Origin of the sequence: Actinomadura sp. KC06 (assembly GCF_004348735.1) — a bacterium.
Lineage (GTDB): Bacteria > Actinomycetota > Actinomycetes > Streptosporangiales > Streptosporangiaceae > Spirillospora.
Genome location: NZ_SMKT01000074.1, coordinates 1 through 12,265, shown reverse-complemented (window position 1 = coordinate 12,265; position 12,265 = coordinate 1). Strand labels below are relative to the sequence as shown.

Here is a 12,265-nt window from a genome sequence, read left to right as displayed (position 1 = left end):
CGCACCGGGCACGGCGGAGGGGCGGCGGCGGGCGCGCACGGTGGCAAGGATCGCTCCGTTGATCACTGCGATGACCGCCGCGCGGCCAGGACGGCCCGCGGCGCGGACGAGCGCGGCTGACCGGGCCCAAGTGCGTGACCTGCATGCGCTTCTCCCGGTGTTCTGCTGTCACGCCCCCTACGGCGGTTCCGCCGTCCGCGTGAGGCACATGTAAGAAAAGTGCATCGAGGGCGCAGTTACGTCAAGAGGTAACTTTACAGAGAGCCAAGCCTCACGTTGCACCGTTTTCACCACGTCGCGGAGTTCGCTTCGCTCAGCGGGCCGGGGGCGGGCCCGCCGGCGGCGTGTTCGGGGCACGGCCGGGTATGGCCGACAATGGACGGTGGCCCAGCCACCCTGACCCGCGATTGGTGTGTAGTACAGCCGTGCGCCTGCTGAACGGTGAGCATTCCGCTCACGACCTCACCTATAACGACGTCTTCATGGTCCCGCGCCGCTCGTCGGTCGGGTCCCGCCTGGAGGTCGACCTGTCCACCGTGGACGGGAGCGGGACGACCATCCCCCTCGTCGTGGCCAACATGACCGCCGTCTCCGGCCGCCGGATGGCCGAGACCGTCGCGCGGCGCGGCGCGCTCGCGGTGCTCCCGCAGGACATCCCGGTGGACGTGGTCGCCGAGGTGATCGGCTGGGTCAAGGCACGCGACCTGGTCGTCGACACCGCGATCCGGCTCGGGCCGTCCAGCACGGCCGGGGACGCGCTCGCGCTGCTGCCCAAGCGCGCCCACAACGCCGTGATCGTCGTCGAGGACGACCGTCCCGTCGGCGTCGTCACCGAGGCCGACTGCCAGGGCGTCGACCGGTTCGCGCAGCTCCGCGACATCATGTCCCGCGACCTGGTCACGGTGCCGGACGGCGTCGACCCGCGCGAGGCGTTCGACCGGCTGCACGAGCGCGGGCACCGCCTCGCGCCCGTCGTGGACGCCTCCGGGCGGCTCGCGGGCGTCCTCACCCGCACCGGCGCGCTCCGCGCCACCCTCTACAAGCCCGCCGTGGACGGCGCCGGACGCCTGCGCATCGGCGCGGCCGTCGGCGTGAACGGCGACGTCGCGGGCAAGGCGAAGGCGCTGCTGGAGGCGGGCGCCGACCTGATCGTGGTCGACACCGCGCACGGCCACCAGGACAAGATGATCAGCGCGCTGGCCGCCGTCCGGGCGCTGGACCCCGCCGTCCCGGTGGTGGCCGGGAACGTGGTGACCGCCGAGGGCACCCGCGACCTGATCGAGGCCGGGGCCGACATCGTCAAGGTCGGCGTGGGGCCCGGCGCGATGTGCACGACGCGGATGATGACGGGGGTCGGGCGGCCGCAGTTCTCCGCCGTCCTGGAGTGCGCCGCCGAGGCCCGCCGGCTCGGCCGGCACGTGTGGGCGGACGGCGGCGTCCGGCACCCCCGCGACGTGGCGCTGGCGCTCGCGGCGGGCGCGGCGAACGTGATGGTCGGGTCCTGGTTCGCCGGGACGTACGAGTCGCCGGGCGACCTGCAGCGGACCGCGGACGGGCGGCCGTACAAGGAGAGCTTCGGGATGGCGTCCGCGCGGGCCGTGCGGCTGCGCACCGCCGAGGACTCGCCGTTCGACCGGGCCCGCAAGGCGCTGTTCGAGGAGGGCATCTCCACGTCCCGGATGTTCCTGGACCCGCGGCGCCCCGGCGTGGAGGACCTGATCGACTCGATCGTGGCGGGGCTGCGCAGCTCCTGCACCTACGCGGGCGCCCGGACGCTGGAGGAGTTCCACGAGCGGGCGACCGTCGGCGTCCAGGGCTCGTCCGGGTTCGTCGAAGGCATGCCGCTGTCCAGCAGTTGGTGAAGTCTTCTCCATGATCAGCGTGGCATTCGCGACACGCCGCTTCCGCCGCTGATCTTTCCCCGCTCTGACCTGCACGCTCTGGGAGAGGGGCGGAGAAGGGGGTCTTCGTCCCCGAAGGGGGCGGAGCATGGTCGACGGGCCGATCGGCGACGGGACGCGGCTGCTGCCGGACGACCCGCCGCGGCCGGCGGGCGAGGACGACGGCGGCCGGGACGTCCGGCCCGAGCGGAACGACACGCACGGGCGGGACCAGGCCCACGGGCGGGACGCGGCGCTGCGGGGCCTTGTCCAGGCGCTGCTGATCGCCGCGGTGTCCCCGGCGCTGCCGGGCATCGCGCACCTCCGGGCCGGACGGGTCCGGCTCGGCGGGGCGCTGGTGTTCGCGCAGGCGCTGCTCATCACGGGCGCCGCGGCCGCCGTGGGCGAGGGGCAGTCGCTGTTCCTGGAGTTGTCGGTGCGGCCCGGCTGGCTGCTGGCCGTGGCGGTCGGCGCGGTCGTGCTGGCGGGTCTGTGGACCGCGCTGATCGTCCACTCCTACGCCGTGCTGGTCCCGGACGGGCTGTCTCCGCTGTGGCGGCTCGCCGGGGGGACCTCCGTGTCTGTGCTGTGCCTGCTCGTCGTCGTCCCGCCGCTGACCGTCGCCCACTACGGCTACCTGCAGCGCGACCTGGTCGACAGCCTGTTCGCCGAGGGAGCGGCGCCGGCCGCGCGGGCGAGCGCCCCGGCGGCGGACGCCGCGGACCCGTGGGCGGGCACGCCGCGCCTCGACATCCTGCTCATCGGCGGCGACGCCGACGTGGGCCGTCCCGGTGTCCGCACCGACAGCATGACGCTGGCCAGCATCGACACCGCGACGGGGAACACGCTGCTGATGAGCCTGCCGCGCAATCTGCAGCACGTGCCGGTGTGGTCGGGGACGAAGCGCGTCCCGTACCCGCCGAAGGAGTTGCTGAACGAGGTGTACGAGACCGGCAGCCGCCATCCTGGTGTGCTGGCGGGCGGCGGACGCGTCCGCAATCCCGGCGCCGAGCTGCTGAAACGGACGGTCTCGCACATCCTCGGCCGACCCGTCCCGTACTACGCGATGGTCGACATGCGGAGCTTCCGGCAGATCGTGGACGCGGTCGGCGGCGTCCGGGTCTGCGTTGCCGGCGCCGTTCCCGTCCCGAAGCAGCAGGTGCCGTCGGGGGTGCTGAAGCCGGGCTGCCGCAAGCTCAGCGGGCGGGAGGCCCTCTGGTACGGACGGTCCCGCACCGGCAGCAGCGACTACTCCCGCATGAGCCGCCAGAAATGCCTGATGTGGGCGCTGGCCCGCCAGGCCGGGCCGCTGACCGTGCTGCGCAGCTTCCAGCACCTCACCCGGGTCTTCAAGGACTCCGTCAGCACCGACCTGCCGCGGCGGCTGCTCCCGCCGCTCGTCGGCCTCGCCGCAAAGATCAGGAACGCCGAGATCTCCAGCCTGCAGTTCGTGCCGCCGGCCGTCTCGACCGGCCGCCCGGACTATGCCGAGATCAGGAGGATGGCGGCGCGGGCCGTCCGGGACTCCGCCGCGGGCGCCGGGAGCGCGGGCGGGCTGCACCTTTTGAGCAACAGCTGCACCTGACGCCCCAATCGCCCGCCCGAGGTCGTCTCCTACGCAACCTTTGCCCGGTTCCGAGCGTCCTTAAAGTGAGCCAGGGCTTATTCCAGTGTGGGTGGGAATCGGAGCGTACATGGGGCGATCGGCGAGTCGGCGTGCCCGGGCGAGCGGCGAAGAGCGTCCGTCCGGCGGCGAGGGGCTTCCCCGTGCGCTGGCGCTGACGCTCGCGTCCGCCCTGGTCTGGGGCGTGGCCCACTTCATCGCCGGACGCCGCGTCGCGGGCGGCGTGCTGCTGGCCCTGTACCTCGTGGTCGCCGCCGCCCTCGCGGGCGCCGCCACGCTCTACCGCTCCGAGCTGCCGACGCTCGCCGTCCAGCCGGACATGCTGCAGCGGCTGACCGCCGCGCTCGTCGCGCTCGGCGTGCTGTGGATGTTCGTCGTCGTCTGGTCCTACCTGGTGCTGCGCCCGATCAGCATGACGGGCGGCGCCCAGTCGCTGGGCGCGGCGGCGGTGGCCGTGATGTGCCTCGCCGTCGCCGTCCCCGCGGCCTGGTCGGCGCACAAGAGCTATGTCGCCAGGGACGCGCTGACCAGCATCTTCCGCACCGGCGACGAGAACGGCAGGCACGTCGACACCGACGACCCGTTCGACGGGCAGCCGCGCGTCAACATCCTGCTCATCGGCGGCGACGCCGCCGAGAACCGCACCGGCGTGCGCACCGACAGCATGACGGTGGCCAGCGTCGACACCGAGACCGGCGACACGGTGCTGCTCAGCCTGCCCCGCAACCTGGAGAACGTCCCGTTCCCGGCGGGCCCGGCCCGCGACCGCTTCCCGTACGGCTTCACCGGCGACGGCGCGGGGACGCCCGGCCTGCTGAACGAGGTGTACCAGTACGCCGAGGAGCACCCGGACGTGGTGCCCGGCGTCCCGAAGAACCAGCGCGGCCCGGAACTGCTGAAGGCCACCATCGCCGGCATCCTCGGCCTGCGCGTCGACTACTACATCCTCGTCGACATGTTCGGCTTCGCCGACATCGTCGACGCGATGGGCGGCGTGCGGATGAAGGTCGACCAGCCCATCCCGTACGGGCTGGAGGGCGCCGTCCTGGAGCCCGGCTACCGGACGCTGTCGGGCAAGGAGGCCCTCTGGTACGGACGGTCCCGCACCAACAGCAGCGACTACGTCCGGATGGGCCGGCAGAAGTGCCTGATGCGGGCGATCGCCGAGCAGGCCGACCCGCAGACCGTCCTGACCAGCTTCGACAAGCTGGCCGCCGCCGCCAAGCGGACCCTGTCCACCGACATCCCGCAGGAGCTGCTGCCCGCGCTGGTGAAGCTGTCCAACAAGGTCAAGAACGGCGCGAAGATCAACAGCCTGCAGTTCGTGCCGCCGCTGATCTACACGGGGAGCCCGGACCTCGACCTGATCCGCAAGCTGACGTCCGACGCCATCAACAGCGATCCGCGCCAGGTGAGCAGCCATCCGAGCACGTCCGCGAGCGCGTCGCCGGGCGCGTCGCCGTCCGAGACGGGCGAGCCTGACGGCGGCGGTGACGGCGGGACGCCGAAGGTCCCCAGCAAGCCGGTGTCCCTCGATTCGAGCTGCCCGTCGTAACGCCCGCCCCGCCGGGCCGCCGCGGTGGACACTGGTGAGGTGAACAGGGCTCATCGGGTTCGCCAGGTCGTCAACGCGGTCAACCTCTCGACGGGTCTCGGGCTGCTGCGGCACGAGGGGCGCCATGCGACGCAGTACGCCTGGTGCCTGGGTCCCGTCATGATCCCGCTGTACGGGGTGTGCGCGGGCGTTTCGATGCTGCTGTGCGGGGACTGGGCGTCCTACAACCCCTTCGAGCGCCTCGCGGGCCTGGACGACGGCGGCTACGAGCGGCGCCCGCTGCGCCCGTACCTGCGCGCTCTGCGACGGGGGGAGAATTAGGGAGGACGACTTCCTCGAAAGGCGGGTGCGGGTGCCCCAGATCCATGGCTGCGACGCCTACCGCGTGGCGATGCCGCGCGGACGGCGGCCCGAGAGCATCCTCGTCCGCCTGACCTGCGGCGACACGGTCGGCTGGGGCGAGATGGCCGTCCCGGCGGCCGCCGGCGGCGGCTCGGGCGGGGCGTGGGCCGACATCGAGGAGCGCATGGGCCCCGCCCTCATCGGGCTCGACTGGGAGCGTCCGGAGGACGTGTCCGCCGCCGCCGACCTCGGTGCCCGCGAGGCCGCCGCCGCGATCGACACCGCCTGCTGGGACCTGTGGTGCCGGACGCGGGGCCTGCCGCTCGCGCACGCGCTCGGCGGCACCCGCACGTCCATCGTGACCGGCGCGCGGATCTCGCCGGAGGCGACCCTCGACACGATCGCGGGCCGCGTCAACCAGGCCGTTGGAGCGGGCCATACCCGCGTCACGCTGGACATCCGCCCCGGCTGGGACATCGAGCCCGTCCGGGCGATCCGGCAGGCGTACCCGGCGCTCGCGCTCGTCGCGGACGCGGGCCACGCCTACACCGAGTCGCCCGAGCACCTGGAGGTCCTGGAAGGGCTGGACTCCTACGGGCTGGCGGCGGTCGAGCGTCCGTTCGCGGCCGGCGACCTGGCCGCGCACGCCCGGCTCCAGCTCCGCGTCGGCACCGCCGTCGCGCCCGCCGTCGGCGACCTGGAGACCCTCGACGCGGCGCTGTCGCTGGACGCGGGCCGCGCGCTGCACCTGCGCCTCGACCGGCTCGGCGGGCTGACCGCGGCCCGCAGCGCCCACGACCTCGCGTACGCGGCCGGGTGGGACGTGTGGTGCAGCGGGTCGGGCGCGTTCGGCATCGGCCAGGCGGCGGCGGTCGCGCTCGCGTCGCTGCCGGGCTGCACGCTGCCGAGCGACGTGTCCGACCCGGCGGGCGGCCCGGTGTTCGTGACGCCGCCCGTCCGCTCGTCCGGCGGCGTCGTCGGCGTGCCGCTCACCCAGCCGGGCCTCGGCCACGAGATCGACGAGGAGCGCATTGAGCGGCTGGCGACCCGCCGGATGCGCCTGTCAGCGTGACGCCCGGCGCGGAGCCGCCCGCCCCGGTGTGGGTCGTGGCGGGGCCGCCCGGCTGCGGGAAGACGACCGTGGCGGAGCTGCTGCTGGCGCGGCTGCGTCCCGTCCCGGCGCTGCTGGACAAGGACACGATCTACGGGCCGTTCGTCGAAGCGGTCCTCGCGGCGTCCGGCCGGGACCCGGGCGAGCGCGAGGGCCCCTGGTACGACGAGCACGTCAAGCGACACGAGTACGCGGGGATGACGGCGGCGGCGCGGGAGGTCCGCGCACACGGCTGCCCGGTGCTGCTGAGCGGCCCGTTCACCGGCCAGATCCGCTCGCCGTCCCGCTGGAGCGAGTGGACCCGCGACCTCGGCGGCCCGCCCGTCCGCCTCGTCTGGATCAGGACGGACGCCGCCACGCTCCGCCACCGGCTGGAGCGGCGCGGCTCGCCCCGCGACACCGGAAAGCTGACCGCGTTCGACGCGTTCACCGCCCGGATGCGCCCGGACGAGCCGCCTCCCGTCCCGCACACCGCCGTGGACAACCGCCTGACGGCCGGACGTTCCCTGGCCGCCCAGCTGGACGATCTCCTCGCCTGACCCGCTCACCCGTTCCCCGGACGGCGGCTCGCCCGGTGTCCGATGAGGTGCCGGCCGCCCGGTCAATAGGACTTGGGGAGCCCCAGGGAGTGCTGCGCGACGAAGTTGAGGATCATCTCGCGGCTGACCGGCGCGATCCGCATCAGCCGGACGACGCCGGCGAGCATCCCGACGCCGTACTCGGTCGTGAGCCCGTTGCCGCCGTGGGTCTGGATGGCCTGGTCGACGCAGTGGATCGCGGCCTCCGCGGTGGCGTACTTGGCCATGTTCGCGGCCTCGCCCGCGCCCGCGTCGTCGCCCTCGTCGTAGAGCCAGGCGGCCTTCTGCGCCATCAGCCGCGCCAGCTCCAGCTCGATCTTGGCGGTGGCGAGCGGGTGCGCGAGGCCCTGGTGCGCGCCGATCGGCGTCCGGAAGACCTGCCGCTCGTTGGCGTAGGCGACCGCCTTGCCGAGGGCCAGGCGGCCGATCCCGGCGCCCATCGCGGCGGCCATGATCCGCTCGGGGTTGAGGCCGGCGAACAGCTGCAGGAGCCCGCCGTCCTCGTCGCCGACGAGCGCGTCGTAGGGCAGCCGGACGTCGTCGAGGTGGCAGATGAACTGCTTCTCCGGCGACACGATCTCCATGGAGATCGGCGTCCAGGTGAAGCCCGGCGCGTCCGTGGGGACGATGAACAGCGACGGCCGCAGGTTCCCCTTCTGGTCGTGCGTCCGGGCGACGAACAGGACGGCGTCCGCCTCGTCCACCCCGGAGATGAACGTCTTCTGCCCGCTCAGCACCCAGCCGTCGCCGTCCTGCCGCGCGGTGGTCGTGATGCGGTGGGAGTTGGATCCGGCGTCGGGCTCGGTGATCGCGAACGCCATCGTGACGGAGCCGTCCGCGAACCGCGGGAGCCATTCCTTCTTCTGGTCGGCGGTGCCCGAGCGCGCGATGATCGTGGCGCAGATCGCCGGGGACACGACCATGAGCAGCAGCGGGCAGCCCGCCGCGGCGAGCTCCTCGCACACGGCGGCGAGGTCGCCGATGCCGCCGCCTCCGCCGCCGTACTCCTCGGGGACGTTCACGCCGAGGTAGCCGAGCCGTCCGGCCTCGGCCCACAGCTCCTCGGTCTTCTGCCCGGTCTTGGCCTTCTCCACGTAGTACGACGGGCCGTACTTCGCGCCCAGTTCGGCGACGGCCGCGCGCAGCGCCCGCCGCTCCTCGCTCTCGACGAAGCTCATTCCGCGGTCCTTTCGGTATCGGCCCCGGTCGCGGCCTCGATGACGGCGAGGACGGCCCCGGATTCGACCTGCTGCCCCGCCACGACGTTGAGTTCCGCGACCGTCCCGGCGGACGGTGCGGCGATGCGGTGCTCCATCTTCATCGCCTCCAGGACGACGAGGGTCTGCCCGTCCGCGACGTCCGCGCCGGGCTCGGCCTCGACGCGGACGACCGTCCCGGGCATGGGGGCGAGGAGGGAGCCGGGCGCGATCCGGCCGCTCGGGTCGGCGAAGCGCGGGACCGGGCGGAGCGCCACCGCGCCGAAGCGGGAGTCGACGTGCACCGCGTCCCCGGCGACGGTGACGGCGAACGTCTCGCGCAGCCCGTCGTGCTCCAGGACGACCTGCTCCGGCGTGGCGCTGACCAGTGACGTGCCGGGGCACAGTTCGGAGACCAGCCCGTTCCTGTGCAGGTAGTAGTCGACGACGACCTGCCCGGACGGGCCCTCGAACGTCCTGCGCTGGGGCTGCGACCGGACGTTGCGCCACCCGGACGGCAGCCCGCCGAGCACCCCGACTCGATTCGCCGCCGCCTGCGCGAGCGCGGCGGCCAGCGCCGACGCCCGGACGGCGGCGTCCCCGGCGAGCGGCGCGGCGAGCCGGTCCAAGCCGATGCGGTCGAGGTAGCCGGTGTCGGTGTCGCCGTCCAGGAAGCCGGGCTCCTCCAGAATCCGGACGAGCAGGTCGCGGTTGGTCGTCAGGCCGTGGACGCGTGCGCCGCGCAGCCCGCCCGCCAGCCGCCGGGCCGCGGCGGCGCGGGTCGGCGCCCACGCGATCACCTTGGCGAGCATCGGGTCGTAGTGGACGCCGACCTCGCCTCCGCCCTCCACTCCGCTGTCGAGTCGCAGCCCCGGCCCCGGCGACGCGGGGACGGCGAACTCGACGTCCACGCCCGGCACCTCGAACGTGTGCAGGACGCCGCTGGCCGGACGCCAGTCGCGCGCCGGATCCTCGGCGTACAGGCGGACCTCGATGGCGTGCCCGTGCGGCTCCGGCACGACCTCCGGCAGGCGGGCCCCTTCGGCGATCTCGATCTGCAGCCGGACGAGGTCCACCCCGTACACGCATTCGGTGACCGGATGCTCGACCTGGAGGCGCGTGTTGACCTCCAGGAAGAAGAACCGGCCGTCGCGCGCCAGCATGAACTCGACCGTCCCCGCGCCGACGTACCCGATGGCGCGGGCCGCGCTCACCGCCGCGCCGCACAGCTCGGCGCGCAACCCCGGCCCGACCGCGGGCGACGGCGCCTCCTCGACGATCTTCTGGTGGCGGCGCTGGATCGAGCATTCGCGCTCGCCGAGCGCCCAGACCGTCCCGTGCGCGTCGGCGAGGATCTGCACCTCGATGTGCCGGGCGCCTTCCAGCAGCGGCTCGCAGAACACGGTCGGGTCGCCGAACGCCGACTCCGCCTCGCGTCGTGCCCCGGCGACGGCGTCGTCCAGCTCACCGGGCGTGCGCACGATCCGCATGCCGCGCCCGCCGCCGCCCGCGGACGCCTTCACCAGCAGCGGGAAGTCGGCGCCGCTCACCTCGGCCGCGTCGAGCTCCGGCAGGACGGGAACGTCCGCGGCGGCCATCAGCTTCTTCGCCTCGATCTTGGAGCCCATCGCGGCGATCGCCGCCGGAGGCGGACCGATCCAGGTCAGGCCCGCGTCGGCGACGGCCCGCGCGAACTCCGCGTTCTCCGACAGGAACCCGTAGCCCGGGTGGACGGCGTCGGCCCCGGCACTCTTCGCCACGGCCAGGAGCCGCTCGGACGACAAATACGTCTCCGCCGGGGACGCGCCGGGGAGCCGTCCCGCCACGTCCGCCTCCCGGACGTGCGGCGCGCCCGCGTCCGGGTCGGAGTGGACGGCGACCGTCCCGATGCCGAGGTCCCGGCAGGCCCGCAGCACGCGGCGCGCGATCTCACCCCGGTTCGCGACCAGCACGTTTTTGATCATCTCTCGCTCACATCCGGAAGACGCCGAAGCCGTCGGCCCCGCGCACGGGCGCGTTGTGGACGACCGACAGGCACAGCCCGAGCACGGTACGGGTGTCGCGCGGGTCGATGACGCCGTCGTCGTAGAGCCGTCCCGACAGGAAGAACGGCAGCGACTCCGCCTCGATCTGCGTCTCGACCATCTCCCGCATCGCGCGGTCCTGCTCCTCGTCATAGGCCTGCCCGCGCGCCTCGGCGGCCTGCCGCGCCACGATCGACAGGACGCCCGCGAGCTGCTGCGGCCCCATCACCGCCGACTTCGCGGACGGCCACGTGAACAGGAACCGGGGGTCGTACGCCCGGCCGCACATGCCGTAGTTGCCGGCCCCGTAGGACGCGCCCATCACGATCGAGATGTGCGGGACCTTGCTGTTCGCCACCGCGTTGATCATCAGCGCGCCGTGCTTGATGATCCCGGCCTGCTCGTATTCCTTGCCGACCATGTATCCGGTGGTGTTGTGCAGGAACAGCAGTGGCGTGTCGCTCTGGTTGGCGAGCTGGATGAACTGCGCCGCCTTCTGCGCCTCCTCGCTGAACAGGACGCCCTGCGCGTTGGCGAGGACCCCGATCGGGTAGCCGTGGACGCGCGTCCAGCCGGTGACGAGGCTCGTCCCGTACAGCGGCTTGAACTCGTCGAACCGGGACCCGTCCGCGATCCGGGCGACGACCTCGCGCGGGTCGAACGGCACTTTCAGATCTTCGGGGACGATCCCGGCGAGCTCCTCGGCGTCGTACAGCGGTTCCTCGACCGGGCCGGGGCCGGGCGGCGGGCCCAGTTTGCGATGGTTGAGGTTCTTGACGATGCGTCGTCCGAGGCGGAGCGCGTCGTCCTCGTCCACGGCCATGTAATCGGCGAGGCCGGACGTCCGCGCGTGCATTTCCGCGCCGCCGAGTTCCTCGTCGCCGGCCTCCTCCCCGGTCGCCATCTTCACCAGCGGCGGCCCGCCGAGGAACACTTTCGCCCGCTCCTTGACCATGACGACGTAATCGCACATTCCCGGGATGTACGCGCCGCCCGCCGTGGAATTCCCGAACACCAGCGCGATCGTCGGGATCCCGGCCGCCGACAATCGCGTGAGGTCGCGGAACATCCGCCCGCCCGGAATGAAGATCTCTTTCTGGGTGGGCAGATCGGCGCCGCCCGACTCCACGAGGTTGAGGACGGGAAGCCGGTTCTCCAGCGCGATGTCGGACGCCCGGAAGCTCTTCTTCACCGTCCACGGATTGCTCGACCCGCCCCGCACCGTCGGGTCGTTCGCCACGATCATGCACTCGACGCCCTCGACCACGCCGATCCCGGTCACGACGCTGGCGCCGACGGGAAAGTCGCTGCCCCACGCGGCGAGCGGGCTCAGCTCCAGGAACGGCGAGTCGGGATCGAGCAGCAGCTCGATGCGCTCCCGCGCCAGCATCTTCCCTCGCTTGCGGTGCCTCGCCACATACTTCTCGCCCCCTCCCTCCAGCGCCTTCGCGTGCTCGGCGTCGAGGGCCGCCAGCTTCTCCAGCATGGCGCGGCGCCGCTCCCGGTATTCCGGCCCGCGCGTGTCGAGGGTGCTCTTCAGCGTCAAAGGACAGCCTCCGGAATGTCGACCATACGTGACCGCAGCCACTCCCCCAGTGCCTTCCCCTGCGGATCGAACCGGGTCGAGGCGGACACACCTTCCTGCAGCAGCCCCTCGACAACGAAATTCATCGCACGGAGATTGGGCAATACATACCGCCGGACGACATGCTCACGCGTGTCAGGCATCAGTTCTCTGAACCTTTCAACGGTGAGGAAGGGTTCCAGCCAGCGCCATTGTTCGTCCGTTCGAGCCCATACACCGATATTGGCGTCCCCGCCCTTGTCCCCGCTCCGCGCCCCGGCCACGCGCCCCAGCGGAACCCGGACGGTAGCGGGGTTATCCACATGGCTGGTTTCCGCTCCCGCCAGATGACCTGGGCGTTCGACACTAGGTATGGGCTGGACCCCCCGGG

Annotated in this window: 9 protein-coding genes and 1 pseudogene; 6 read left to right on the top strand and 4 right to left on the bottom strand. The window is 72.9% G+C overall.

What is annotated here, in order from left to right:
- Positions 1-425 precede the first annotated feature (425 nt).
- The 6 genes from E1287_RS23200 to E1287_RS23175 all read left to right on the top strand — a co-directional run bounded on the left by E1287_RS23200 (position 426) and on the right by E1287_RS23175 (position 7,051).
- Complete coding sequence (locus E1287_RS23200) at positions 426-1,862, top strand: GuaB1 family IMP dehydrogenase-related protein (protein WP_243719354.1); 1,437 nt, start codon at positions 426-428, stop codon at positions 1,860-1,862.
- Positions 1,863-1,989: 127 nt separating this feature from the next.
- Positions 1,990-3,465: an LCP family protein gene (locus E1287_RS23195; protein ID WP_131967154.1), complete on the top strand. Its 1,476-nt coding sequence runs from the start codon at positions 1,990-1,992 to the stop codon at positions 3,463-3,465.
- A 109-nt stretch (positions 3,466-3,574) separates the two neighbouring features.
- Positions 3,575-5,059, top strand: coding sequence for an LCP family protein (locus E1287_RS23190; RefSeq protein WP_131967153.1), 1,485 nt, complete (start codon positions 3,575-3,577; stop codon positions 5,057-5,059).
- 39 nt (positions 5,060-5,098) lie between these two features.
- Positions 5,099-5,380 carry a hypothetical protein gene (locus tag E1287_RS23185; RefSeq protein WP_131967152.1) on the top strand — a complete coding sequence of 94 codons (282 nt, stop codon included), beginning with the start codon at positions 5,099-5,101 and terminating at the stop codon, positions 5,378-5,380.
- Between the two features lie 31 nt (positions 5,381-5,411).
- The gene (locus tag E1287_RS23180; RefSeq protein ID WP_131967151.1) at positions 5,412-6,473 is read left to right on the top strand and encodes an enolase C-terminal domain-like protein; all 1,062 of its coding nucleotides are present in this window, start codon (positions 5,412-5,414) and stop codon (positions 6,471-6,473) included.
- Complete coding sequence (locus E1287_RS23175; RefSeq protein WP_131967150.1) at positions 6,470-7,051, top strand: AAA family ATPase; 582 nt, start codon at positions 6,470-6,472, stop codon at positions 7,049-7,051. Before E1287_RS23180 ends, E1287_RS23175 begins: the two co-directional genes overlap by 4 nt.
- 62 nt (positions 7,052-7,113) lie before the next feature.
- Here the strand turns inward: E1287_RS23175 and E1287_RS23170 are convergent, their stop codons facing one another.
- The 4 genes and pseudogenes from E1287_RS23170 to E1287_RS23155 all read right to left on the bottom strand — a co-directional run.
- Entirely contained in the window at positions 7,114-8,268 is a 1,155-nt protein-coding gene (locus E1287_RS23170; protein WP_131967149.1) for an acyl-CoA dehydrogenase family protein, read from the bottom strand.
- Positions 8,265-10,250, bottom strand: coding sequence for a biotin carboxylase N-terminal domain-containing protein (locus tag E1287_RS23165; protein ID WP_131967148.1), 1,986 nt, complete (start codon positions 10,248-10,250; stop codon positions 8,265-8,267). The genes E1287_RS23170 and E1287_RS23165 overlap by 4 nt, the downstream gene beginning before the upstream one ends.
- A gap of 7 nt (positions 10,251-10,257) precedes the next feature.
- A complete protein-coding gene (locus E1287_RS23160) occupies positions 10,258-11,796 on the bottom strand; it encodes a carboxyl transferase domain-containing protein (RefSeq protein WP_131967180.1) in 1,539 nt (512 codons plus the stop codon).
- A 56-nt stretch (positions 11,797-11,852) separates the two neighbouring features.
- Positions 11,853-12,265 (bottom strand): annotated as a pseudogene (locus E1287_RS23155) (exopolyphosphatase); the annotation flags it as partial.

Coding starts and splice junctions, on each gene's coding strand:
- E1287_RS23195 (WP_131967154.1), top strand. CDS start 1,990: ATGGTCGACGGGCCGATCGGCGACGGGACGCGGCTGCTGCCGGACGAC.
- E1287_RS23170 (WP_131967149.1), bottom strand. CDS start 8,268: ATGAGCTTCGTCGAGAGCGAGGAGCGGCGGGCGCTGCGCGCGGCCGTC.
- E1287_RS23190 (WP_131967153.1), top strand. CDS start 3,575: ATGGGGCGATCGGCGAGTCGGCGTGCCCGGGCGAGCGGCGAAGAGCGT.
- E1287_RS23165 (WP_131967148.1), bottom strand. CDS start 10,250: ATGATCAAAAACGTGCTGGTCGCGAACCGGGGTGAGATCGCGCGCCGC.
- E1287_RS23160 (WP_131967180.1), bottom strand. CDS start 11,796: ATGCTGGAGAAGCTGGCGGCCCTCGACGCCGAGCACGCGAAGGCGCTG.